General features: G+C 72.5%; 21 protein-coding genes and 2 pseudogenes. 8 read left to right on the forward strand and 15 right to left on the reverse strand.

The window, feature by feature from the left end; translation table 11 throughout:
- Positions 1–92 precede the first annotated feature (92 nt).
- The 3 genes from ABZ234_RS16250 to ABZ234_RS16260 are packed head-to-tail and all read right to left on the reverse strand — an operon-like array spanning position 93 to position 2,712.
- Positions 93–1,133: a pyridoxal-phosphate dependent enzyme gene (locus ABZ234_RS16250; RefSeq protein ID WP_355012676.1), complete on the reverse strand. Its 1,041-nt coding sequence runs from the start codon at positions 1,131–1,133 to the stop codon at positions 93–95.
- Positions 1,134–1,135: 2 nt separating this feature from the next.
- Complete coding sequence (locus tag ABZ234_RS16255; protein WP_355012580.1) at positions 1,136–1,957, reverse strand: DUF364 domain-containing protein; 822 nt, start codon at positions 1,955–1,957, stop codon at positions 1,136–1,138.
- Positions 1,954–2,712 carry a methyltransferase gene (locus tag ABZ234_RS16260; protein WP_355012581.1) on the reverse strand — a complete coding sequence of 253 codons (759 nt, stop codon included), beginning with the start codon at positions 2,710–2,712 and terminating at the stop codon, positions 1,954–1,956. The genes ABZ234_RS16255 and ABZ234_RS16260 overlap by 4 nt, the downstream gene beginning before the upstream one ends.
- A 255-nt stretch (positions 2,713–2,967) precedes the next feature.
- On the opposite strand from ABZ234_RS16260, the gene ABZ234_RS16265 reads away from it, so the two are divergent.
- Positions 2,968–4,200 (forward strand): MFS transporter, encoded by a 1,233-nt coding sequence (locus tag ABZ234_RS16265; protein ID WP_355012582.1) that lies wholly within the window; start codon positions 2,968–2,970, stop codon positions 4,198–4,200.
- 199 nt (positions 4,201–4,399) lie between these two features.
- Here ABZ234_RS16265 and ABZ234_RS16270 read toward each other — a convergent pair whose 3' ends face one another.
- Genes ABZ234_RS16270 through ABZ234_RS16280 form a run of 3 tightly spaced genes read right to left on the reverse strand, consistent with a single transcriptional unit; the run spans position 4,400 to position 7,250 of the window.
- Positions 4,400–5,245 carry a citryl-CoA lyase gene (locus ABZ234_RS16270; protein WP_355012583.1) on the reverse strand — a complete coding sequence of 282 codons (846 nt, stop codon included), beginning with the start codon at positions 5,243–5,245 and terminating at the stop codon, positions 4,400–4,402.
- On the reverse strand, positions 5,242–6,462 hold the full coding sequence (locus tag ABZ234_RS16275; RefSeq protein ID WP_355012584.1) for a CoA transferase: 1,221 nt from the start codon (positions 6,460–6,462) through the stop codon (positions 5,242–5,244). Before ABZ234_RS16275 ends, ABZ234_RS16270 begins: the two co-directional genes overlap by 4 nt.
- Positions 6,459–7,250, reverse strand: a complete 792-nt coding sequence (locus tag ABZ234_RS16280) for an IclR family transcriptional regulator (protein ID WP_344177433.1) — start codon at positions 7,248–7,250, stop codon at positions 6,459–6,461. The genes ABZ234_RS16275 and ABZ234_RS16280 overlap by 4 nt, the downstream gene beginning before the upstream one ends.
- A 305-nt stretch (positions 7,251–7,555) precedes the next feature.
- On the opposite strand from ABZ234_RS16280, the gene ABZ234_RS16285 reads away from it, so the two are divergent.
- The 4 genes from ABZ234_RS16285 (at position 7,556) to ABZ234_RS16300 (ending at position 11,428) form a co-directional block, all read left to right on the forward strand.
- A complete protein-coding gene (locus ABZ234_RS16285; RefSeq protein WP_355012585.1) occupies positions 7,556–8,548 on the forward strand; it encodes a tripartite tricarboxylate transporter substrate-binding protein in 993 nt (330 codons plus the stop codon).
- The gene (locus tag ABZ234_RS16290) at positions 8,545–9,177 is read left to right on the forward strand and encodes a tripartite tricarboxylate transporter TctB family protein (RefSeq protein WP_344177439.1); all 633 of its coding nucleotides are present in this window, start codon (positions 8,545–8,547) and stop codon (positions 9,175–9,177) included. The genes ABZ234_RS16285 and ABZ234_RS16290 overlap by 4 nt, the downstream gene beginning before the upstream one ends.
- Before the next feature lies 1 nt (position 9,178).
- Positions 9,179–10,741, forward strand: coding sequence for a tripartite tricarboxylate transporter permease (locus ABZ234_RS16295; protein WP_355012586.1), 1,563 nt, complete (start codon positions 9,179–9,181; stop codon positions 10,739–10,741).
- Positions 10,742–10,870: 129 nt separating this feature from the next.
- Entirely contained in the window at positions 10,871–11,428 is a 558-nt protein-coding gene (locus tag ABZ234_RS16300; protein ID WP_355012587.1) for a GNAT family N-acetyltransferase, read from the forward strand.
- Between the two features lie 93 nt (positions 11,429–11,521).
- On the opposite strand, the gene ABZ234_RS16305 is transcribed toward ABZ234_RS16300, so the two are convergent.
- The 3 genes and pseudogenes from ABZ234_RS16305 to ABZ234_RS16315 form a co-directional block, all read right to left on the reverse strand.
- Positions 11,522–11,881 carry a hypothetical protein gene (locus ABZ234_RS16305; RefSeq protein WP_355012588.1) on the reverse strand — a complete coding sequence of 120 codons (360 nt, stop codon included), beginning with the start codon at positions 11,879–11,881 and terminating at the stop codon, positions 11,522–11,524.
- 14 nt (positions 11,882–11,895) lie between these two features.
- Positions 11,896–12,450 (reverse strand): hypothetical protein, encoded by a 555-nt coding sequence (locus ABZ234_RS16310; protein ID WP_355012589.1) that lies wholly within the window; start codon positions 12,448–12,450, stop codon positions 11,896–11,898.
- A gap of 366 nt (positions 12,451–12,816) precedes the next feature.
- Positions 12,817–12,954: pseudogene (locus ABZ234_RS16315) on the reverse strand (site-specific integrase); the annotation flags it as partial.
- Positions 12,955–13,049: 95 nt separating this feature from the next.
- Here ABZ234_RS16315 and ABZ234_RS16320 point away from each other — a divergent pair.
- From ABZ234_RS16320 to ABZ234_RS16330, 3 genes and pseudogenes are all read left to right on the forward strand, one after another.
- A complete protein-coding gene (locus tag ABZ234_RS16320; RefSeq protein WP_355012590.1) occupies positions 13,050–13,337 on the forward strand; it encodes a YrhB domain-containing protein in 288 nt (95 codons plus the stop codon).
- Between the two features lie 297 nt (positions 13,338–13,634).
- On the forward strand, positions 13,635–13,916 hold the full coding sequence (locus tag ABZ234_RS16325; RefSeq protein WP_355012591.1) for a hypothetical protein: 282 nt from the start codon (positions 13,635–13,637) through the stop codon (positions 13,914–13,916).
- Between the two features lie 389 nt (positions 13,917–14,305).
- A pseudogene (locus ABZ234_RS16330) lies at positions 14,306–14,413 on the forward strand.
- A gap of 146 nt (positions 14,414–14,559) precedes the next feature.
- On the opposite strand, the gene ABZ234_RS16335 reads toward ABZ234_RS16330, so the two are convergent.
- The 6 genes from ABZ234_RS16335 to ABZ234_RS16360 form a co-directional block, all read right to left on the reverse strand.
- Entirely contained in the window at positions 14,560–16,029 is a 1,470-nt protein-coding gene (locus ABZ234_RS16335) for a hypothetical protein (protein ID WP_355012592.1), read from the reverse strand.
- A gap of 61 nt (positions 16,030–16,090) precedes the next feature.
- On the reverse strand, positions 16,091–16,978 hold the full coding sequence (locus ABZ234_RS16340) for a CoA ester lyase (RefSeq protein ID WP_355012593.1): 888 nt from the start codon (positions 16,976–16,978) through the stop codon (positions 16,091–16,093).
- Positions 16,979–16,983: 5 nt separating this feature from the next.
- Positions 16,984–18,192 (reverse strand): CoA transferase, encoded by a 1,209-nt coding sequence (locus ABZ234_RS16345; protein ID WP_355012594.1) that lies wholly within the window; start codon positions 18,190–18,192, stop codon positions 16,984–16,986.
- Positions 18,189–20,303 carry an SUMF1/EgtB/PvdO family nonheme iron enzyme gene (locus ABZ234_RS16350; protein WP_355012595.1) on the reverse strand — a complete coding sequence of 705 codons (2,115 nt, stop codon included), beginning with the start codon at positions 20,301–20,303 and terminating at the stop codon, positions 18,189–18,191. Before ABZ234_RS16350 ends, ABZ234_RS16345 begins: the two co-directional genes overlap by 4 nt.
- The gene (locus ABZ234_RS16355; protein ID WP_355012596.1) at positions 20,300–21,667 is read right to left on the reverse strand and encodes an ADP-ribosylglycohydrolase family protein; all 1,368 of its coding nucleotides are present in this window, start codon (positions 21,665–21,667) and stop codon (positions 20,300–20,302) included. Before ABZ234_RS16355 ends, ABZ234_RS16350 begins: the two co-directional genes overlap by 4 nt.
- Complete coding sequence (locus ABZ234_RS16360; protein ID WP_355012597.1) at positions 21,664–22,854, reverse strand: ADP-ribosylglycohydrolase family protein; 1,191 nt, start codon at positions 22,852–22,854, stop codon at positions 21,664–21,666. The genes ABZ234_RS16355 and ABZ234_RS16360 overlap by 4 nt, the downstream gene beginning before the upstream one ends.
- Between the last annotated feature and the right edge of the window lies 1 nt (position 22,855).

Genomic DNA, 22,855 nt, shown 5'->3' on the forward strand with positions numbered 1-22,855 from the left:
CGCGTCTCGCCCGAGAGCTCCGCAATGGTCTGGTGCTGCGCGGGCACGCGCACGGGGAGGCGCCCGCCGGAGGGGGACTCCGGCGGGTGTCCTCACCCCTCCAGGGACGTGACCAGGTCGTCGGTGTGGACGGCGCGGGAGGGCGGCGCGGCCCCCTTCCACTCCATCCGCGACCACGGGAGCTCCAGGTCGTCCGGGTCGAGGACCTCCCGCGGAGCCAGGTCCTCGATCGCCGCGGCCTCCCCGTGGCGCGCGAACACCGACTCCACGTACCGGTGGCCGGTGTCCGGCGCCAGGAACACGACGCGGCGCCCCGGGCTGCGGCGGGCCTCCCACCGCGCCGCGAGGTGGGCCGCCCCGGTGGAGAGCCCCGCGAACACCGCGTGGCGGCGGAGCAGGTCGACGGTCCCCGCCAGTGCGGCCGAGAACCCGGTCCAGTGGACGGTGTCGTAGAGCGAGTGGTCGACGTTGCCGAACGGGATGGAGCTGCCGATGCCCGCGATGATGATGTCCCGGTCCTCGACGCCGTCGCCGCCGAACGTGACGCTGCCGAAGGGCTGGACCCCCACCAGCGCGGTGCCGGGCTCCCTCTCCCGCAGGAAGCGGGCCAGGGCCCCGGTCGAGACGCCCGTCCCCACGCCGCCCACCAGGGTCAGCGGCTCGCCCCCCGTCTCCCGGGCGATCATGTCGGCGGCCTCGCGGTAGCCGAGGGCGTGGACGTCGTCGTGGTACTGGCGCATCCAGTGGAACCCGGGGTTGTCCCGGATCACCTCGCGGACCCTGCGCACCCGGCGGTTCTGGTCGAGCCGGAGGTCGTCGGAGGGCGGCATCTGCTCCAGGGTGGCCCCGAGCACGGCGAGCTGGACGCGCAGGGTCCGGTCGACCGTCGTGGAGCCGATGATGTGGCAGCGCAGGCCGTAGCGGTGGGCCGCCAGGGCCAGGCCGTGGGCGTACATGCCGCTGGAGCTGTCCACGAGGGTGTCGCCCGGGCGGACGGCCCCCGTGTCGAGCAGGTGGCGGACCGCCGCCACGGCGGAGGCCACCTTCATGGACTCGAAGCGCAGGCAGGCCAGCCCCCCGCCCAGGTCGATGAGGTCGGGTCTGCCGACGGCCTCGGAGAAGTGCTCGTCCACGGTCACCCCTCCCCTCCCCCGGCCGTTCTCCGGTCCGCACCGTGGGCCCGGTAGCGGTAGAGGGAGGTCGGGTCGGCGCTGAACTGGGAGAACGGGAAGGGTTCGGCCGACAGGGCGCTCACGCCCGCGCCGAGGAACGCGCGGGCCACGGCCGCGCCGCTCTGCGCGTAGACCACGAGCGGGACGTCCCGTTCGCGGCAGCGCTCCAGGATGCGGTCGAAGGTCCCGTTGCCCAGGGTCATCCCGGTGGCGACGACGGCGTCGGCCTCGGAGAGGACCTCCTCCATGTCCGGGGTGACGGGGTCGCCCCACTGCGTGCTCCGCAGGTTCAGGTCGCAGGGAAGACAGCGCCCTCCCCTCTCGTGGATGGCGGCGACGAGGGGGTTCACCACGCCGATGAGGCCGACCTTGCGGCCGTCGGGCTCGGGGACGAGACCGGCGACGGCCGCGTCGCGGGCCAGGGCCCGCTCCTCCGGGGTGCCCCGGGGCAGGACGACCTCCTCGGCGCGGGGGTCCTCGGCGTGCGGCGAGGCCTGTCCCAGGTAGGCGTCCAGGGCGGCGAGCCGCAGCGGGAGCGGCCCGTGCAGGAGGAGGTCGCGCAGCGGGGCGCCGGACGCCTCGGCGCAGACCGCGGGGTCCAGGGCGCCCTGCTCGAAGGCGCACGCGCCGAAGGCCCGGCCGACCCTGACCAGGACGTACTGGTTGAGGTAGGTGACCCCTCCCCCCGCGAGCCGGGTGCCGTGGTGGACCCAGAACACGCTGGTCGCCGGGGGCAGGTCGGGTTCGGCCAGCACCGACCGGAAGAGTGCGTCGAGGTCCTTCATCGGACGGCCTCCCTTTGGTGGGCGCCGTCCCCGGCCCCGGCGGGTCCGCGGGTCAGCCGGAACAGGTGGGTGAGGACGCCGTCCTCCCAGTCGTGCAGGTGGTGGATCCGGGCCCTGAACCCGGTGTCGGCGGCGTGGCCGATGATGCGGCGCAGGTCGGCGGTGTTGGACACGATGAGGTAGACCTCCCCGCCGGGGGCCAGCAGGTCGCGTTCGGCGATCTGCGAGAAGAAGGCCTCGGTGACCGCGGCTCCGGCGCACACGTTGCGGACCACGTCGGGGTCGTCGCTCACCGGCTGGCTGACCGCCGGGGGGTTGAACGTGACGACGTCCGCCTGGTGGCCCTCGGGGAAGCCCGCGAAGACGTCGGAGACGACCGGGACGAACTCCGGCGCCTGCGCGCCGGTGACGAGCCTGCGGTAGTTGTCCCCGGCCGCGCGGACGCTGTCGGCGTGCACGTCCACGGCGTAGACCCGCGCCGCTCCGCGCAGGCCCGCCACAGCGGTCTCGACCCCCAGGCCGACCCCCATCGCGGCGTAGCGCCTGCCCCGCACCGCGATGTCGCCGTCGAGGAGGCGCTGGTGGATCATCCGGCTCGTCTCCCCCGGCATGAACACGCCGGGAGGGACGGTGAAGTCCCATCCGTTCCAGGTGTAGGTGCGGTGGGTGCGGAGGTCGGCCTTGGGCTGGTTCATGCCGATGATCTGCTCGGCCGGAAGAGGGGGAGGGAGCTGGGCGATCAGGGAGGGATCCACGCGGGTCCTTTCGACGGCGGAGGGGTACGTCTCGGAATGCGGACACGGGGCGCCGGCACACACGCCCCAGGTCGCATCTCGGACACCGGACCGACCGCGCGGGGCGGCAGGGGCGGCTCTGGCGATGACGACTATAGGGGAAATGAAAATCATTGTCAGCAGATGGCGGCGATGTGAATACGAGCGTTAGTGGTTATCGTTTTCACTAAGATGGAACAGACCCCTGCCGAACCGCCAGAGAGCGAGAGACCACGCGTGTCAACGACGACGCCGAACCAGACCGATCCCCGCCGGCTACGGGGCTCCCCCCTCCTCGACCCCGCCTTCGTGCGCCTGTGGTGCGGAACCACGGCGTCGGGCCTGGCGACCTGGGCCCTGCCGTTCATCCTCGGTCTGGCGGTGCTCGACGGCTCCCTCGGCGCCGTGGGCCTGGGACTGGTCCTGGCCACGCGGACCGCGGGCTTCCTGGTCGCGGTCCCCCTCGGCGGGCTGCTCGCCGACCGCCACTCCCGGCGGTCCGTCGTCCTGTGGTCGGGGCTCGCGGCGGCAGCCGCCACACCCGTCCTCGCCCTGGGGCTGGGCACCTCCACCGCGCTCATGGCAGCGGCGGCGGCCGTGGTGGGCGTCGGCCAGGGCGCCTGCCGCCCCGCGTTCCAGGCGCTCACCGCCGAGGTCGTCGACCCCGAGGACCGGCAGCAGGCCAACGCGGCCCTCACGTTCTCCGTGCGGGGCGCCACCCTGCTCGCCCCCGGGCTGACCGCGCTGCTGTCGACGGTGACCGGCACGGGAGCCCTGCTCCTTGTCACGGCCGCGCTGTGGCTCGCGGCCGCACTCCTGCCCCCGGCGGGCGCCGCGGCGGGGACCGGGGAGCGGGCACCCCGCGCCGCCTTCCACACCGAGTTCCTCGAAGGGCTCGCCGAGGCCCGCAGGCACCCCTGGTTCGTCGCCGGGCTGGGCGCCCTCACCGTGGTGATCGCCCTGGGCTACTCCGCCACCAACGTCCTGCTCCCCCTGGCCAGCCGCGACCACTACGGGACCGAGGCGGTCCTGGCCGGGGCGCTCACCGCCTACACCGGCGGCGCCCTCCTCGGCGCGGTGCTGGTCTCCCGGTGGCGGCCCCCGGCCCAGGGGTGGACCGCCCTGGCCGGGCTGGCCCTCTACGGCCTGGCCCCGCTGAGCCTGATCCTGCCCGTGGGCCCCCTGGCGGTCATGGCCGCGTACGCGGTGGTGGGGGTCGGCGTGGAGCTGTTCAACGTCCCGTGGTTCACGGCGGCGCAGCGGGAGGTGGAGCCCGGCAAGCTCGCGCGGGTCTCCTCCCTGGACTTCCTGTTCTCCTACGGGCTCGCGCCCGTGGGCCTGGCCCTGATCGCCCCGGCCGCGCAGGCCTTCGGCGCCGGGCCGGTGCTCCTGGCGTGCGCCGTGCTGTGCGTGGCGGCGCCCGCGCTGGCCGCGCTGGCCCCCGGGGCCCGGGATTTCCGGACCCCCTGAGCCCCGGACCGGGGCGGTCGGCGCCGACCAGGGCCCCGTGGTGCCGTGGCCGAAAACGTCGCCGATGTGATGTGAGGGGCCCCGACCCCGATGATCTTGTACCTATAGACGTTCTCGACGCCCAACCTCGCTATAGGTACAAGATCACGGCGGAAAGGCGGAGCGGAGCCGTGCACCTTTCCGGGGACGGGACCGGCCCTCAGGCCCCCCGGTCCGCGGGGACGTGGCGGGTCGGCGGCCCGGTGTACTCCGCCAGGACCGACCGGGGGAGCGGCCCCTTGATCCGGGCGCCCGACCCGTGCTCCTCCCAGGCGTGGGCGAGGATCCCGACGGAGCGGGAGAGCACGAACAGCCCCCGCGCCAGCTCGGCGGGGAACCCCAGGGACGCGTAGACGACCGCCGTGGCGCCGTCCACGTTCATGGGGACGGGTCTCGCACGCCCCTCGGACAGGGCGGCTTCGAGGGCCAGGGCCGACTCCAGGGGGCCGCCCGGCACCACGCCCTCCTCGACGGCCGCCCCGACCAGGCCCAGGAGCGGGTCGCGGCGGGGGTCGCGGGGGTGGAAGCGGTGGCCGAACCCGGGCACGTACTCCCCCCGGGCGCGGTACCCGGCCACCTCGTCGGCGGCCACGCGGTCCACCGGGGCGTCCCCGGCGCGCAGGGCCGCCATCCGCTCCAGGAGCTCCACGCACTGCTGGCCCGCTCCGCCGTGGACGTCCCCGAGGAGGTTGACCCCGGTGGCGACGGCGCTGTTCAGGCCGACGCCGCAGGTCGCCGCCATGCGCGCGGCCGCGATCGACGGCGCCTGGGGGCCGTGGTCGACGGCGGCGACCAGAGCCGCCTCCAGCAGGCGGGACTGCCGGGGGTCGGGCAGTTCCCCGCGCAGCATGAGCCACACGGTGTCCACGAACGAGGCCTGCCCGATCAGCTCCTGGACGGGGTAGCCGCGCGGCTCGATCTCGCCCGGGGCGATCCTGATGACCCCCGTGGACCACCAGCTCCCGATCTCGCGGCGGGTCATGGACTCCTGGCCGGGGTCGCTCATACGGTTCCCTCCTCGCGCAGCCTGTCGATCTCCTCGTCGCCGAACCCCGCCTCGCGCAGGATCTCGGCCGTGTGCTCCCCGAGCACGGGGGGCGGTCCGGGCGGGGCGAGGGCGGCCCCGTCCACGTGCACCCCGCTGCCGAGGACCCGCAGCTCGCGCCCCTCCTCCCCGGGAAAGGGGAGCGTGTGCACGAGGCCCCGGTGCTCCACCTGGTCCAGGTCCAGCGCCTCGGCCACGCTCAGGACGCGGGCGGCCGGGACGCCCGCCTCGGACAGCTCCCGCTCCCACTCCCGGGCCGTGCGCCGGGCGAGGTGCTTCTCCAGCTCCTCCCGCAGGGCGTCCCTGTGGGCCTTGCGGTCCTCGCGGCGGGCGAAGCGCGGGTCCGAGGCCAGGTGGGGCGCGCCGACCAGGGCGCACAGGGTCTCGAACTGCTCCTGCTTGTTGGCGGCGATGTTGAGCGCGCCGTCGGCCGCGGCGAAGGTGCCGGAGGGCGCGGCGGTGGCGTTCTCGTTGCCGATGGGGGACGGCTCGACGCCGGTGGTCAGGAAGTTGGAGACCCCCCACCCCATGGCGGTGATGGCGGTCTCCAGCATGGACACGTCCACGCTGGCGCCGATCCCGGTCCGCTCGCGCCGCACGAGCGCGGTGCTGACCGCGAAGGCCGCGGCGAGGCCGCCCAGGACGTCCGCGACGGGGAAGCCGGCCCGGAGCGGCCCGGTCCCCGGGGTGCCGGTGGCGCTCATCATCCCCGAGAGCCCCTGGACGATCTGGTCGTAGGCGGGGCGCCCGCTCATGGGGCCGTCGGCCCCGAACCCGGAGACCGCGCAGTACACCAGCCGGGGGTTGATCCCGCGCAGCCGCTCCCAGCCGAAGCCCAGCCGCTCCAGGACCCCGGGGCGGAAGTTCTCCAGCAGCACGTCGGACCCGCGGACCAGCCGCTCCATCACCTCGCCGCCCCGGGGGGACTTGAGGTCGAGCGTGAGGGAGCGCTTGCCGGCGTTCTGCGCCAGGAACGACGCGCCCAGGCCCCGGGCGCTGAGGTCGGGGGCGGCTCCGAGCCGCCGGGCCAGGTCCCCGCTGCCGGGCACCTCGACCTTGACCACCTCCGCCCCCATGAGGGCCAGCTGGTAGCCGGCGTAGGGTCCGGCCAGGACGTTGGTCATGTCCAGGACGCGGACCCCGGCCAGCAGGGGTTCGGGCTGTTCCGCCGCGCTCATCGGGCCGTCCTTCCGGGGCCGGCGGGCCCGCCCAGGGGGTCGAGCCCGATGCCGGTGATGCGCCCCGCCGCGCCGACGACGGCCGAGGTGAAGCTCTCGACCGCGGCGTCGGTGAAGCGGGCGGTGGGCCCGCCCACGGCCAGGGCCGCGACGGGGACGGCGCCGTCCGGTCCGTACACGGGGGCGGCGACGCCGGAGGCCCCGGTCTCGCGCTCGCCGTGGCTGACCGCGTAGCCCAGCCGCGCGGCGCGCTCCACCTCCTCCTTGAGCCGGTTGAGGTGCCCGGGGCCGTGGGGCGAGGCCGCCGAGACGCGCAGGAGCAGGGACTCGGGGGCGCCGATGAGGAGGACCTTGCTGGCGGAGCCGCCCCACAGGACCATCTCGTCACCGGTGTTCACGACGTGGCGGAGCCGCTGGGGACCCTCCTCCTGGGCGACGCACACGCGCACCGCGTCCGCGCGGACGTAGAGGTTGACGGTCTCCGCGGTGTCCGCGACGAGTTCGCGCATCACCGCCCGGACCGCCTCGGGGACCCTCCAGACCGCGTGGGCCAGGCGGGCCCACCGCAGCAGTCCGGGGCCCACCCCGATCCGGCCGTCGGGCCGGGTCCACAGCAGCCCCCGCTGTTCCAGGGTTCCCACCAGTCGCAGGACGGTCGTCTTGGCCAGACCCGTCCGCTCGGTGAGCTCCCGCACGGTGTGGGCCTGGTGCGTCTCGTCGAACAGGTCCAGCAGGTCCAGTGCGCGCGCCACGCTGCGCACGGAGCCGTCCGCGTCGCCTCCCGGCATGTCTCCTCCTCGCCAGTGGTCCACTGTGTGGTCTCTCTGATCCATCAGGTGGACTCGCGGCGACAGCCTAGCGCACGGGGCGGATTCCCGTACAGGCCCGCCCGCGACGGGCACCCCCGCCCCGGACGCCGCGCCGTGAAAAAAGTCGCTGGAAGAGGCGCGTACACCCGGACCGCGACGAACACGTTACGGGCGCGTGTCATCCTCCCGTTGACAGGAGCCATTGTGACCCGCATCATTCTCGGAACCAGCAAGCGGCCCTCCTGGTCCACCTGGTGGACCACAGGGTCGAGAGGAAGTGAAGGATGAAGAACCAGCGGATCCTCCGCTCGGTGGGAGCGGTGGCCTCCGTCCTCGTCGTCGGCGCCGCCGCGGCCAACGCCGCGCTCTCCGACACGGGCGCGTCCGAGGCCCGGGCCCGGGTCGACATCGTCGTCCCGGCCGACCCCGGCGGAGGCTGGGACCTGGTGGCGCGCGAGGCCCAGCACTCCCTGCGCGTCAACGGCATCGTCGAGAACACGCAGGTGATGAACCTCCCCGGGGCCGGCGGCACGATCGGCCTCGCCCAGACGGTCCGCCGGGAGGGCGACGCGACCACCCTGATGACGACGGGCACCGTCATGATCGGCGGCATCATCGTCAACGACTCGGCGCAGACCCTGGAGGACGTGGTCCCCATCGCCCGCGTCGCCGACGACTACGAGGTGTTCGTGGTCAGGGAGGACTCCCCGTTCGAGGACATGTCCGACCTCGTCGCGGCCTGGGAGGACGACCCGGGCTCGGTCGCCGTCGGCGGCGGCTCCCTGGGCGGCACCGACCACCTCCTCGCGGGCCTGGCCGCCCAGTCCCGGGGGGTGGACCCCCAGAGCGTCAACTACATCCCCTTCGCGGGCGGGGCCCAGGCGCTCACGTCCCTGCTCTCGGGCAGCATCGACGTCGGCGTCTCGGGCTACAACGAGTTCCGCGACCAGGTGGAGGCGGGCAACCTCCGCGTCCTCGGCGTCTCCGCGGAGGAACGGGTGCCGGGGCTGGAGGAGCACCCGACCCTGCCCGAGCAGGACGTGGACGCCGTGCTGCCCAACTGGCGCGGCTTCATGGCCGCGCCCGGCATCAGCGACGCCGAGCGCGAGGAGCTGACCGCCATCGTCGAGGAGATGGTCCGCACCCCCGAGTGGCAGGACACCCTCGAACGCAACCGGTGGGAGGACACCTTCCAGTCCGGACCGGAGTTCGAGGAGTTCCTCGCAGCCGAGATCGACCGCATCACCACCGTCACACAGGACCTGGGACTGTCATGAGCCTGCGCAGCACACCCGCGGAACCGCGCGGGACCGAGACCGGACCGCGCCCCGCGCGGCCGGCCCGGCACTGGTGGAGGGGGCGGAGCGAGATCTTCGTCGGCCTGCTCACCATCGGCATCGGCCTCTTCCTCGGCGAGCAGACGCTCACCATGCACGTGCCCGACAACTCGGCCTCGCCGGGGCCGCAGTTCTTCCCCTCCGTCGTCGCGGTCCTGATGGTGGTCCTGGGCACGGCACTCGCCGTCCAGGTGATCCGGCGCCCCGCCCCGGAGCCGGAGAGCGGCCCCGCCGACACCGAGACCAGGGCGCACGACCAGGCCGGAGCCGTCGGAGAGCTGGTCGACGGCGAGCGGCCCCCGGCGGGCGCGCCCGCCACCCACAGCGACTGGCGCACGGTCGGCATCGTGATCGGCTCGGTCGCGCTCTTCGCCCTGCTGCTGCAGCCGGTGGGCTGGCTGCTGTCCGGGGCCCTGCTGTTCTTCGGCGTCGCCTGGGCCTTCGGCGACAAGCGGCGTCCCGTGTTCGAGGCCGGCGTGGCGCTGGTCTACTCCTCCGTCGTCCAGCTGGCGTTCGTCGCCGGCCTGGGCCTGAAACTCCCCGCGGGGATCCTGGGAGGGGTGCTCTGACATGGAGACGCTCGGACTTCTCGGGGGCGGCTTCGCGGCCGCCCTCACCCCGGAGAACCTGCTGTGGGCGCTGGTCGGCGTCGTGCTCGGCACCGCGGTCGGCGTCCTGCCCGGCCTGGGGTCGGCGATGGCGGTGGCCCTGCTGCTGCCCGTCACCTTCAAGCTCGACCCCACGGGCGCGTTCATCATGTTCACCGCCGTCTACTACGGCGGGCTCTTCGGCGACTCCACGACCTCGATCCTGATGAACACCCCGGGCAACAGCTCGGCCATCGCCACGGCGATCGAGGGCCACAAGATGGCGCTCAAGGGCAGGGCCTCCCAGGCCCTGGCCACGTCGGCGATCGGCGCGTTCATCGGCGCGGTCGTCTCCACGGCCGTGGTGGCGTTCTTCTCGGGCGTCATCATCGACATCGCCCTGCGCTTCGGCCCCGCCGAGTACTTCGCGCTGGCCGTCTTCGCCTTCCTGGCCACCTCCGCGGTCGTCGCCCAGTCCATGGTGCGCGGCCTCATCGCGCTCTCCATCGGCCTGTCCCTGGCCATGGTCGGCATCGACTCCCAGAGCGGCGCGGCCCGCTTCACCCTGGGCATCCCCTCCCTGTTCGAGGGGGTCAGCATCATCACGGTGACCGTGGGCCTGCTCGCGCTGGGAGAGGTCCTCCACGTGGCCTCGCGCGTGCACCGCGGAGGAAGCGGGAACACCGAACTCCTGCGCACCAGCGGCACCCCCTGGCTCAGTGTGCGCGACCTCAAACGCGCCGTGCCCGCGTGGATCCGCGGACTGGGCTTCGGTCTCCCCTTCGGCGCCGTCCCGGCGGGCGGCTCGGAGATCCCCACGTTCCTGGCCTACGGCACCGAGCGCAAGCTGTCCCAGCTGCGGGCGCGCAGGGGCAAGCGCCCCGACGAGTTCGGCGAGGGCGCCATCGAGGGCGTCGCCGCCCCGGAGACCGCCGCGAGCGCAACGGCGGGCACCGCGATGGGCGCCCTGCTGGGCCTGGGCCTGCCCACCTCGGCCACGGCGGCGATCATGCTCGCCGCCTTCCAGCAGTACGGCATGCAGCCCGGGCCGCTGCTCTTCGAGCGCAACGCCGACCTGGTGTGGGCACTCCTGGCCAGCCTGTTCATCGGCAGCGTCATGCTGCTCATCCTGAACCTGCCCTTCGCACCGCTGTGGGCGAAGCTCCTGCTGATCCCGCGCCGCTACCTGTACGCCGGCATCACCGGTTTCGCGGTGCTGGGGGTCTACGCCTCGTCCTACTCGGTGATCGAGCTGTGGCTCCTGATCCTGCTGGGGCTGTTGGGGTTCATGATGCGGCGGTACTCGATCCCGGTGGCCCCGGTGCTCATCGCGGTCATCCTGGGCCCGCTCGCCGAGACGGAGCTCCGCCGCGCACTGGCCATCGGCCAGGGGGACGTGGGCGCGCTCTTCTCCGGACCGATCACCATCGGCATCTACACGGTCATCCTCGCGGCCGTGGCCCTGGTCGCCGTCGCCCGGATGCGCTCGGCGCGGCGGAGCCGGGCCGAGGCCGAGGCCGCCGAGAAGACGGAGGTTGTCGGGTAGCCGGGGGGTGGTGGGTCCCGGTCCGCCCCCCCTGATCGGGGGCGGACCCCTCCGCGGAGGCCCCGGGCACGGCGAACGCCGTGCCCGGGGCCTCCGTCGTGGGTGCCTCGGGTCGCTAGCCTGCCGGACATGCACCCAGTCGAACTCTCCAGTACCAGGCTCACCCTCCGGGAACTGCGCCCCACCGACGTCGACGGCCTGCTCCGGGTCTACGGAGACCCGGAGGCGGTGCGGCACCTGTCCTTCACACCGCGCACCGGGGAACAGTGCGCGACCGTCGTGGAGGCTGCGATGACCGATGCCGAGCGGGAGGACAGGGGCGTCTACATGCTCGCTGTCGCGCGGCAGGAGGAGCTCGTCGGCGCCGCGCGCCTGGCCGTGGACGAGCGCCCCCACAGCGCGCAGATCGGTTTCGCCCTGCGACCGGACCTGTGGGGGCGGGGGTTCGGTAGCGAACTCGTCGAACTCCTGCTCCGGCTCGGCTTCGACGAACTGGGGCTCAAGCGGATATGGGGCGCCCGCTCTCCGGAGAACCAGGCCTCCGAGCGCGTCATGCTCAGGACCGGGATGGTGGAGGAGGGACGGATCCGGCGACACCTGTGGACCCGGAACGCCTGGCGCGACTCCATCGTCCACTCGATCCTGGACGACGAGCGGACACCGAACCCGGTGACGCACAAACCATAGGTCCCACCCCAGGTCCAGGACACAGGCCGGGCGACGGGAGACGATCCCGGCACACTTCAGGGCCTCCATCGAACTCGGCGCGAAACACCTGCGTTAAACGCCGCGGTCGGTCCGCGGTGGAGCATCTGGCTGCGCGTACATCCCGGCCGGACCGATCACCAAGTGCCGGTGGCCCTGCGGAGCGGTCTCGACGGCCTCCCCGATGTGGACGAGGAACAGCTGCAGCGCACCGATCTCGGGAGCAGTGCCGGGGAACAGTTCGCTGATGCCCTCCATGGACCGCAGGTGCTCTCCCAGCGTCGGCGGGTCCACATGCAGCATGTACGGCGGGTCCAGGTCACGACCCTGCCACCGGCGAAGCAGGACACTTCTCCGGCGGGTGGCCTCGTCGGCTGAGCCTTCATCCAGGTTGAGCCGACGCACGAGTTCGGTGAACAGGTATGTGTCGTCCATGAGCCCTCCAACGCCTACCCGCGCCGGGGGTAGGCAGTGATGATATTGCGTGACTCGTTGGCGACGGAGACCAAAGGCCGGTAAGTACTGACAACGTTTCCGCCACTGTCTCGGATCTGCACTGGCGCTGTGAAAGCATAGGTGTCGTTCCCGGACTTGTAGGTAGAGGATTCAGGCGCGATCAGAATCTGCTCGATCGCGAAGTCAGCGAACGACCTCCAGTTGTCGCCTATCTGAACGGCGATGTTGCTCCAATCCCCCATATGTCTGTCCTGAATGTGTCGATAACCCCAACCCGGCGACCCGCACTTGAGATAAGCAATTTTCCCGGAGGGGCCACCGTTTTTAGTAAAACTACGGACAAGCTTGTGGTTGTCGTCCTGCACCCCACAGGCCGCCCATGTCTGAGAACGCTCCTGCGATGGCCTGTACTCGACCCCGTTGATCTCCGCGTAGTGGTCCTCAGCCTCGACCAGTGGCAGAACATGTTCGGCATGAGCCTGTGGCATTGGACCAAGGAGGATGAGCGCCATCAGGGCAGCAAGCACACCGGGGATCTTCTTGAGCATTTCGGGCGAACTCCTCATATCCCGCACCCGATCAACGAAAGCGCACCAAGTTCCTCCCACAATCCGACGGCGAGAAAACCAGGTTCGCAAGGTGTGCAACCTTGCGCACATGACAGCATTTTTCCTTCATGTGATTTATTTCCACTCCAGAGAGACATGACCAGATCACCCGAAATGCGATCTCGCCACCGGTTTCAGAAGAAACCGGAGTGGTGGCTGATGCAGAATACGGAACAATTCAGGGGACCTTTGATCCGGTGGGTTGCCGCCCCCGGCGCAAGGAAACCCTAGGCCAGCCAGGGTGAACCCGTGGAATGGCCTGGGGTCGGTGGTGCCGTGTGGCTCGTGGTGCGCTCGCCGGTTCGGTTACCCGGCCGAAGCCGAGGTGCCGCGTAGCAGCGCGGCGGTGGCCTCAGCCACCGCCTTGGCCACGTCCGGGAACACCGACTGGTAGGTGTCCTGGGTGAAGTACATGGTCGCGTGGCCCAGCTCGCTGGACACGATGTCTCGTGCCTGGTTTATTGGAGACTCGCAACCAAAGAGGCATCGTAGACCACATCGGCAGCTGGCGCTACTACTATCTCATCAGGAGGAACTAGATGTCGGAACTAGATCGGGAAGTTGCCATCATCAAGGCCGAGGAATTTCTTGAGTCAGAATCAAGAGAATGGAAGTACAATTACGTGAAGACCATGCGCGAAAAATCATTTCAACATGAAAACCACCTCATTGTCCCCTATAACACAATTTCTTACCTGAAGACAGGAAAAATAGAGGATGGCCTAGTAGGAAATACCCCGATTAGGGTAAATTTGGAAACCGGTGCATGCGAATTCATCGACATCATACAGGTCCTGGACTACAGGGACATGGGATACCCGGTCTAGGGATCACATCGATAGCCATTGGCATGCCTGGACGGGTGTTTGCAAAAAAAGAGCATGCAGGCAATGCCGAGCATGGCCCGAAAGGTGGGGTCCCTGCGCCCCCCGGAGCACATTCAACCTTCGACAAGAGCCCGGCCAGGCGATCGAGCCCTCGGCCTCGCACCGGTGTCGCCCCAGTCACCAGGAGGCTCGATCGCGAAACGGACCAGGGTGGATTTGTCTTCCTGGATGCATAGACTGGAATCGCATCCCACGTGAACGCCTGGCGCCACTACATGCCGATAAGGACACACACCCATGATGAAAAAAGAAGAAGCTATTGAAATTGCCAAAGAATTCTTCAGAGATGAGAGCAATGAAGAAACCTTTCACGGAGGCATGATCTCAGAGCAGGATATTTTCTGCCACGAAAAATATGTGATCGTACCCTGGGATTCGATCGGCTTCCTCAAGGAGGGCAAGTGGAAGGAGCGCTTTATTGGAAATGCCCCCATCAGAGTAGACCGGGAGACCGGAGATTGCGAATTCATAGGAGTTCTACAGTCGGTGGAGTATCGAAAGATTGGCTTCCCTGTTTGACGCGAGGATGGAGCTGTCCGTTGCCGGGTTAAGGGTACGCACGTTCTGAGTGCGCACGGTGAGCACCGCGGGGTCAGGAACCCGCACACCGACCACGACGCCCTCCCGGCCTGAACGCCGACCGCATCGGCAGGGACATGCCCAGCATTTACACATCCGAGCACACTGCTGTTGCCTCCGACCCCACACCCCGGCCTGCGGTTCCGTCGCATTCTGCCTGTCTCCGACCTCCTTTTCACAGCGAAACCACCGAGGGCACCCATCCACCGAGGTGGTGCCCTCGGTGCTGGTCCATCACCGTTCGTCCCACCCCGGGGGAAAGGCGGCCAGCACTGCAGCGATATTTGGGTCTCCATGGCCGGGTCATTTCCTGCAGGGCCCGCAGGCCGGGGCAAAAAATGGGATAAGTGTACTTCGCGTGACCTCACGATATGCCATCGGACACCATTCCATCTTCTCATCGATGGTCGCAGGTTCGAATCCTGCCGGGAGCGCCACAAACCCCGGTCCATGCGGAGTGCACTGCTTCACTTTCGAGGAACCATCGCACTGATGCGACCAGCCCCGCATTCATCCTCTGTAACTGCCTACAGGACTATGTCCGGTGCTTCCGTCCACCGGCCGCGTACAACACCCGGTCAGGTCAGTACGACGAGGGCTCCCTGCTCCAGGCGCGAGCGGCCAGGACCAGGACATCGTCGCCCCCCACGAAGACCTGCGATTCCGTCTCCTTCCCGTCGACGCGAAAGCGCAGGGGCCCGCCGAACGCCTCGGTGCCCATCCGGAGCCGGACGGGATCGGTCGCGACCAGACCCTCCAACCGCCACGACGCCCCCGGTTCGTGTCCGGGCACGGCCAGCTGCACGACGGCCTGGGCACCCTGTCGGGTTCCCCGATCGGCGTGTCCGGTCGTGTAGGAGACCAGGCGCAGTTCGGTCCGATCGGGGAGACCTGTGACCTCGCGGTCGGAGTCGGGGACGGCCGGGTCCGCGCCAGACATGAGAGGGCTTCGGTGCACCTCACGTATCAGCTCCGCGGCGCCCGGAACGCCTTGGAGGAGCCGTTTCCACCACGGCACCAGTCCGACCCCTCCACGGTGGAGCCACCGCACCACCAGGGAGCGGAAAGCCACCTCACGCTGTCGCCGCGGAAGAGCTCCTGCCGCCAGGACGTCCTGTCCAGCTCCCCGCAGGGCCCGGCAGTAGGCCTTCACCGGGACACCCAAGGCTCCCGGCAGGGCGTGGACCGAGCGCATGTGCACCATCGCCGTACTGAGGAAGACGGCCGCGCCCCACGCCGAAGGCGACAGCTTCCCCGCCTGTGGTGGATGATCTGCCCTGGTTCTGCCCCTGCGGGACGGGACCTGCGTGTCGGCCCGGCGGCCCGCACCCGACAGGTGCCAGAAGGGGTCGTCGAGCCGCAGCGAAGCCGACCGTGCCCGTAGCACTCCGCGGGCGCCGAGACCGACCGATGCTCCGCGTGCGTTGCAGTTCAGCCGTACCCCGGGCTCGGTCCCGGTATCGACGTCCGCTTCGGCGAGGTCGTGCAGGGACACGTCGAGTGTGGGGACCCGGGCTCCGCCGTCGCCAGGGTCGTAGGAACGGGCGAGTTCCAGGGTGAGGAAACCACCGAGCCGGGTGCCGTCACGTTCGATGCGTAGGTGGCGGAGGGTGGCCGCGTCCAGTGCGTAGTCGTCGGCCAGTTCGGTCAGTGTCTGCGGCGTCCACCGGGAGTACGCCGGCCGGACCGTTCCCCTGTAGTCGCGCCCATGCCCGTCGGGGCGCGCAGGTGGAGGTGGGACCAGTGCGTCGATCCGGTGCCCGGCCGCCGCCCCCTGCTCCAGCAGCCAGGCCCGGCGCCGGGGCTCCAGGCTCGACATCCACTCCAGGGCCGCTCGGGCACGCCGTTCCCTCTCACGACCGGTCCGACCTGTCGCGGCGCGGAACAGGGGGAAGGTGTTGTTGTCCCACACGTCGGCGACGGCCCTGATGGCTTCCCGGTCGAACGTGCGCGCGTCGTGGGCGGCGTCGGCGATCTGGATCAGGAAGCGGTCCAGCAACGCGCCCAACGCGGCAAGGGCAGGCCCAGAGGGCTCGGGGGGTCGAGATCTCATACACGAACCCTGACACGGGCTCCTGAGCCGAGCAGCAAGCGGTCGGGCACCGGTGCCCCCGTCAGAAAACGGGGCCCGGCCCGGGCGGAGCCGTCTCCACCGACCTGGAGGCGGCGCGACCCGCCAGGGCCAGCACCGCGCGCGCACGCTCGACCATCGCGGCGTCGAGGAAGGTCCCGTCGGCCAGGACGACCACCCCCGTCCCCGCGTCGGCGGCCCCGCCGACGCGGTCCAGGACCGTGCGCGCCCGCTCCACCTCGTCCGGCGAGGGCAGGAACGCGGCCCGGATCGTGTCGAGCTGAGCCGGGTGGATCGCGGTGCGGCCGCAGAAGCCGAGCGCGCGCCCGGCGCGGCACGAGGCGGCGAGGCCCTCGGGGTCGCGCACGCGCGTGTACGCCGACATCGCGGGCGGTGGCAGCCCGGCCGCCCTGGCCGCGTTCACGACACGGGCGCGCGCCCAGGCCAGGCCCTCCTCCCCGTCCACCCGCAGGTCCGAGCGCAGGTCGGCCTCGCCGAGGCCGACCGAGGCCACCGCGGGCGATGCCGAGGCGAGGTCGAAGGCGCGCTCGACCCCGAGCGCGGACTCCACGAGCAGGTGCAGGGCGCGGCCGGGCAGCGCGTCGGCGAGCGCCCGCACCTCCTCGGCCGACTCGGCCTTGGGCACGCGGGCCCCGACGCCGGCGGGCAGCCCGGCGAGCGCGGCGACGTCGGCGTCGTGCCACGGCGTGGAGCGGTGGTTGATCCGCACCTGGACGGGGCGGGTCGCGGAGGCGAGCAGCCGCACGGCGTCGCGCCGCGCCCCGTCCTTGCGGGAGGGGGCGACGGCGTCCTCCAGGTCGACCAGCACCGTGTCGGCGGCGGAGCCGAGCGCCTTCGCCACCCGGTCCGGCCGGTCGGCGGGCACGTACAGGAGTGTGAGGGGAGGCGCCGCGCCCGGGTCGCGCGCCACGCCGCTCACACCTCCCCCCGCTCCCGCAGTTCGGCGATGCGCTCGGGCGCGAACCCGAGTTCGCCGAGGACCTCGTCGGTGTCCGCGCCGTGGGGGCGGCCGGTGAAGCGCACGACGCCGTCGTTGTCCGACAGCCGGAACAGCGGGCCCTGCATGAGCATCGGCCCGAGTTCGGGGTCCTCGACCTCGTGGACCGTCCCCAGTTCCCGGAACTGGGGGTCGGCGACGATGTCGGACGCGTCGTAGACCGGGGCGACCGCCGCCTGGGCCTCCTCGAACGCGGCGACGACCTCGTCGCGCGTCCTGCGGGCGATCCACCCGCCGACCGCCTCGTCGAGCTCGTCGGCGTGGCGGGCCCGGTCGGTGCCGCGCGCGAACCAGGGCTCGTCGACCAGGTCGGGGCGGCCGACGAGCCGTACGACGCGCTCGGCGATCGACTGGGCGGAGGTCGAGACGGCCACCCAGTGCCCGTCCCCGGTCCGGTAGGTGTTGCGGGGCGCGTTGTTGGACGAGCGGTTGCCGGTGCGCGGCTGGACCGTGCCCAGCTGGTCCCAGCGGGTGATCTGGGGTCCGAGCACGGCCAGGATCGGCTCGATGATCGCCGTGTCGACGACCTGCCCGCGCCCGGTCCCCGCGCGGGCGGACAGCGCCACCATGACGGCGAACGCCGTGGCGAGCGAGGCGACGCCGTCGGCCAGTCCGAACGGCGGGAGCGTGGGCGGCCCGTCGGGCTCGCCCGTCATCGCGGCGAACCCGCTCATGGCCTCGGCGAGCGTGCCGAAGCCGGGCCGCGTCCGGTACGGGCCGATCTGGCCGAACCCGCTGACGCGCGCGAGCACGAGCCCGGGGTTGCGCTCGCTGAGCTCGTCGTAGCCCAGCCCCCAGCGCTCCAGGGTGCCGGGGCGGAAGTTCTCGACGACGACGTCGGACTCCGCGGCGAGCGCGAGGAACACCTCCCGCCCGCCCCCGCTCCCGAGGTCGGCGGTGACGGTGCGCTTGTTGCGCCCCAGCGTCTTCCACCACAGGTTGACGCCGTCCTTGGCGGCGCCGTGCGTGCGCGAGGGGTCGGGGCGGGTGGGGTGCTCGACCTTGACGACGTCGGCGCCCATGTCCCCCAGGTGCATGGCGGCCATGGGGCCCGCGAAGAGCGTGGAGGCGTCCACGACGCGCAGGCCGGCGAGTGCGCCCGAGGAGGGGTCGCGCGAGACGGTCACGCGACCACCTCCCCGGTGCGCTCCGGCGCCGAGGCGGAGGGCGCCGTTCCGGGAAGGTCTGTGTCCGGCAGGTCCCACGCGCAGCGGAAGCCGACGGTGGCGCCCCGGGCCAGGCCCAGGCCGGGCAGCAGCAGCTTGACGCTGCGGTCGGGTGCGTGGCGCCCGCCCTCGACGTACCACTCGGATCCCTCGGCGGCGTAGTCCGCGCCGCCCTTGAGCATGACGAAGCGGGTCCGGCCGTCGCTGTGCTCGCTCTCGGTCCAGTTCCAGACGGCCGGCGTCCCGCGGCGCAGTCCGCCGGCCTCGCCGGCGAGCTGCCACTCGTCCTCCGTGGGCAGGCGTCCGCCGCGCCAGGCGCAGTACGCCCGCGCGTCGTCCAGGTCCACGAACGACACGGGTTCGTCCTCCGTGCCCGGGGCGGGGCGCCCGTCCTCCCAGTGCGCGAGGAAGCGGTGCGGGAACGCGGGCTCGTAGCCGGTGGCGTCGAGGAACGCGGCGAACTCGGCGTTGGTGGCCTCGCTCGCGGCGACCGCGACGGGCGCGGCCAGCGCCCCGTCCCTCTGGAGGGTGCGCGCGTCGTGCAGGCGCGGCGGGAGGGGTTTCCACTCGTCCACGTACGGGGCGCCCTGGTACATGCCCGTCTCCCGTGCGCGGTAGCGCACGGTGAGGACGTACGGCCCCGCGGGCACCACGGCGGCGTCCGGGTCCGGGCCGTTCGTCGCGGGGGTTCCCGCCGCGCCGGTCTCCGGGGCCGCGGGGCGCAGTCGCGCGGCGAGGCGGTGCCGGAACCGCGCGTCGGGGTCGTGCGGCGCGGCGGCGAGCAGGTCGAGAAGGCCGGGCAGCCACTCGGGCTCGGGGGCGCCGTCCGCGACGTGCAGGAGCGCGGCGACGCCCCGTCCGGGCACGGTCACGTGTCCGGCCTCCGCCCGCCCGCCGCCCGTGAGGTCGACGAGCGTGCCTCCGGGGGCCCGGGCGCCGTCCCCGGGCGCGAGCACCGGGCCCGTGTGGTCGGCCTCGCCGCGGTTGACGAGCGTCCACAGGGTCAGGCCGTCCAGCTCCCACCGGGAGGCGTACACGCCGGCGGCCTCCGCCTCGGGGGCCAGCTCCGCCAGGGGCGTCCACTCCCCGTCGAGGAGGAGGTCGCCCGCGGCGCGCTGGACGGCCGTCATCCGGCTCACGGTGGCCGCGTCGCGCGGTGACCAGCCGACCCAGACCCCGAACACGACCTCCCACACCATGACGCCGACCCCGTTGAGCCAGGCCGACTGGAGCTCCTCGGAGTGGTCGCGGTGCCAGCGGCGCACGTGGTGCTGCATGTGGCGCCGCTCGTACCAGTGCGCCCTGAGCACCCCGGGCACGGGCGAGTCGGCGAAGAACTGCGCCCACGAGGTGGCGTGGTCCTCGATGCGCTCGACGGCCAGCTTCGACTCGCCCTCCAGGACCACGCCGGGCCGGGCGGCGTCCAGGCGGGCGACGAGGTCGGGGTCGGCCTTCTTCAGGGTGTCGAGGAAGACGCCGTCCGCGTCCAGGTCGGCGACGAGCGACGCGAGCTCGGTGACGTCGTCGGCGCCCCGACGGGTGCCGACGTCCCAGGGGTTGTAGTCGACGAACACGTGCAGTCCGGCGCGGTGGAGGGCCTCGACGAGGCCCCCGGGGCCCGCCAGGCCGGGCACGTCGCGGTAGTGGTCCCACTGGTTGCGGTCGTCCAGGCCGATCACCGGGTAGGCGTGCCAGAGCACGACGGCGTCGAGTCCGCCGAAGCGCTCGCGGGCGTCGGCCAGGAAGCGCTCGGGGGTGAAGCGGTGCTCGTCGAAGGAGTACAGCAGCTCGTCCCACAGCCACACCTGCGCGACGGTGTGGCAGCGGGCGGCCCACGCCGCCCCGGGGTGCTCGTACACGGCGCCCCGGTAGCCGTGGCGGGTCCGGGCGTCCTCGCGCCACGCGTGCAGGCGCTCCCGCCAGGCGGGGCGGTCGGCGGGGTCCGCCGGGGCCGCGAAGACCTTGGCCTCGTCGAGGGCCCGGAGCCGGTCCGCGGAGGGTTCGCCGTCGAGGGGCACCTCGGTGGGGAGGTCGATCGGGCGGGGGACGAGCGGGTCGAACAGGTAGGTCACGGCGTGCTCCTCTCGGTCGTGGCGGCGGGGGCCGCGAGGGCCGCGGTCCGGGCGGCGAGGTCGTCGATCCGCTGTTCGCCCCCCGGTAGCGAGGTCGCGATGCGGCCGTCGAGCGGGTCGGACCACCGGGCGCCGATGCCCCGGGCGCCCCGGAGCGCGCCCACCACGCCGCCGACGGTGGCCGCGGCCGAGTCGGTGTCCCACCCGGCCGTCACCGCGTGCGCGACGCTCGGGCCGAACTTCCCCGCGCCGCGGGCGAGGGCGTACGCGATCACGGCCGCGTTGTTGAGGACGTGCACCCAGTGCAGGTCGCCGTAGGCGTCGTGGAGCCGGTCGAGCCCGGCGCGCACGTCCCCCTCCCCGGCGGCGTCGCGTCCCAGCCGGACGGCCGCGGCGAGGCGGCTGTCCGGCGGGACGGCCGCGTCCGCGGCGTCCAGGACCCCGTCGACCGTGTCGTGGACCATCGCCGCCGACGCCAGCGCCGCCGCCCACATGGCCCCGTAGACGCCGTTGCGGGTGTGGCTGAGCCTGGCGTCGGTCCAGGCGAGCCGGGCGGCCCCGCGCACGTCGCCGGGGCTGGCCCACCCGAGGACGTCGGCGCGGATGAGCGCCCCGATCCACTCGCGGAACGGGTTGCGGTGGGTGGCCGTCTCCGGGACGGGGCGCGCGTCGAGGATGTTGCGGTAGGCGGCGCGCTCGGCCGTGAAGACGCGGCCCGCCGGGAGGTTGTCGAGCCAGAGCTGGGCGACGTCCTCGGTCGTGAACCCGCGCCCGTGCCGTTCGAGGAGGGCCAGGGCGAGGATGGGGTAGTTGAGGTCGTCGTCCTCCGGCATCCCGTCGATGTTCTCCTCCAGGGACGTCGGCGCGCTGCGGCGGTTCCACGGCCAGCGGGCGGCGACGCCGTCGGGGAGCCCCACGGCCGTGAACCAGCGGTCGAGCGGCCAGCGCCCCGTGGAGCGCAGGATCTCCTCGATGCCCTCGCGCGGGATCTTCTCGACGGGTTTGCCGAGCAGGCATCCCGCGGCGCGGCCGGTCCAGGCGCCGCGCATCCGCTCGCGGAGGTCGCCGCCGGGTGCGGGCTGCCGCGGCGCCGGGGGCAGGACGGCCTCGACGCCGGCCCAGTCGTCGGGTTCGCCGGGGGCGGCGGGGACGGGCAGGGCTGCCAGTTCGTCGAGCAGCGCGCGTGCGAGTTCTCGCAGCTCCGGGGAGGCGGGCACGGGTCCGGCGCCGCTCACCGCGGGGACGGGGTCGCCCCCGGCGTCGGCCCACCGGTCCCGGATCGCGGCGACGTCGCGCCCCTCGGCGGCGGACTGGACGAGTTCGTGCGCGAGCAGGTCCTCCGGCTGCGCCCAGGTGAGCCTCACGCCGTCCCTCCCGCCGGGACCGCGGCCGGCGCGCGGTCGATCGCGTCGATGTCCCGCAGGCGGGCGGCGGCCCGCTCACGGTCGGCGCGCAGGATGTCGGCGGCGGCGGAGGCCATGAGGCGGCCGGTCTCGCGGATGTCCATGCGGCTCGCCTCCTCGACCGCGTCGAGCCAGTCGGCGGGGACGGCGGTCGTCCCCCCGAGGCCGGCGCAGACAGCGCCCGCCATGACGGCGATGGAGTCGGCGTCGCGGCCGTAGTTGACGGCGCCGAGCACCGCGCCCCGGTAGTCGCCCCGGTGCCCGAGGACGAGGCCCAGCGCGGCGGGCAGCTCCTCGATGGCCTTGGTCCGGGAGGGGCGGCGCGCGTCCATCGACATCTGCCGGTAGGCCGGGCCCACCGAGTCGAACGGGGCGACCGTCTCGCGGACGAGCCGTGCCAGGGCGCGCTCCTCCTCGTCGGTGCGGGGCGGGGCGTCCCAGCCGTCGAAGGCCCCGACGACGGCGCGCAGCGCGGCGGCGGTGCCGTCGTGGGCGACGTCGAGCGCCGCGGCGACGACGTCGTCGAGGGCGGCCCCGGGAGCCACGGAGGCCGCGACCATGGCCGCGAAGACCCCGGCGGCCTCGCGCCCGTAGCTGGACTGGTGCGCGCCGGTGAGGTCGATCGCCTCCGCGTAGGCGCCCCGGGGGTCGCCCGGGTTGGCCAGGCCGACGGGCGCGACGTACATCGCCGCGCCGCAGTTGACGACGTTGCCGACGCCCGCCTCGCGGGGGTCGACGTGGCCGTAGTGGATCCGGGCTACCATCCACTTCTCCGCGAGGAAGACCCGCTGGAGCAGCAGCGCGGTCGACTCCAGCTCGGGGACCCAGCGCGGTTCGCCGATCATGAGCGGGACGAGGTCCTCGGCCACCGCGTAGGCGTCCAGGTGTGCCCGCCGCTTCGCGTAGACCTCCACCAGGGCGCGCGTCATGAGGGTGTCGTCGGTGACGTGTCCGTCGCCCTTGTGGTACGGCGCGATCGGGCGGGCGTTGCGCCAGTCCGGGTACCACGGTCCGACGATGCCGGTCACCCGTCCGCCGTGGCGCTCCTCGATCTGCTCGGGCGTCCACCCCTCGGTGGCGCCGCCCAGGGCGTCTCCCACCGCCGCTCCGGTGATCACGGCCACCGCTCGGTCGTCCAGCCAGGTCATG

The sequence above is a fragment of the Nocardiopsis sp. NPDC006198 genome (assembly GCF_040613895.1).
In the GTDB taxonomy this organism is placed as follows: Bacteria; Actinomycetota; Actinomycetes; order Streptosporangiales; family Streptosporangiaceae; genus Nocardiopsis; species Nocardiopsis tropica.

Excerpts from the sequence above, each read along its gene's own strand:
- ABZ234_RS16255 (WP_355012580.1), bottom strand. The coding sequence starts at position 1,957 with ATGAAGGACCTCGACGCACTCTTCCGGTCGGTGCTGGCCGAACCCGAC.
- ABZ234_RS16270 (WP_355012583.1), bottom strand. The coding sequence starts at position 5,245 with ATGAGCGACCCCGGCCAGGAGTCCATGACCCGCCGCGAGATCGGGAGC.
- ABZ234_RS16275 (WP_355012584.1), bottom strand. The coding sequence starts at position 6,462 with ATGAGCGCGGCGGAACAGCCCGAACCCCTGCTGGCCGGGGTCCGCGTC.
- ABZ234_RS16280 (WP_344177433.1), bottom strand. The coding sequence starts at position 7,250 with ATGCCGGGAGGCGACGCGGACGGCTCCGTGCGCAGCGTGGCGCGCGCA.
- ABZ234_RS16285 (WP_355012585.1), top strand. The coding sequence starts at position 7,556 with ATGAAGAACCAGCGGATCCTCCGCTCGGTGGGAGCGGTGGCCTCCGTC.
- ABZ234_RS16290 (WP_344177439.1), top strand. The coding sequence starts at position 8,545 with ATGAGCCTGCGCAGCACACCCGCGGAACCGCGCGGGACCGAGACCGGA.
- ABZ234_RS16295 (WP_355012586.1), top strand. The coding sequence starts at position 9,179 with ATGGAGACGCTCGGACTTCTCGGGGGCGGCTTCGCGGCCGCCCTCACC.
- ABZ234_RS16300 (WP_355012587.1), top strand. The coding sequence starts at position 10,871 with ATGCACCCAGTCGAACTCTCCAGTACCAGGCTCACCCTCCGGGAACTG.
- ABZ234_RS16305 (WP_355012588.1), bottom strand. The coding sequence starts at position 11,881 with ATGGACGACACATACCTGTTCACCGAACTCGTGCGTCGGCTCAACCTG.
- ABZ234_RS16310 (WP_355012589.1), bottom strand. The coding sequence starts at position 12,450 with ATGCTCAAGAAGATCCCCGGTGTGCTTGCTGCCCTGATGGCGCTCATC.
- ABZ234_RS16320 (WP_355012590.1), top strand. The coding sequence starts at position 13,050 with ATGTCGGAACTAGATCGGGAAGTTGCCATCATCAAGGCCGAGGAATTT.
- ABZ234_RS16325 (WP_355012591.1), top strand. The coding sequence starts at position 13,635 with ATGATGAAAAAAGAAGAAGCTATTGAAATTGCCAAAGAATTCTTCAGA.
- ABZ234_RS16335 (WP_355012592.1), bottom strand. The coding sequence starts at position 16,029 with ATGAGATCTCGACCCCCCGAGCCCTCTGGGCCTGCCCTTGCCGCGTTG.
- ABZ234_RS16360 (WP_355012597.1), bottom strand. The coding sequence starts at position 22,854 with ATGACCTGGCTGGACGACCGAGCGGTGGCCGTGATCACCGGAGCGGCG.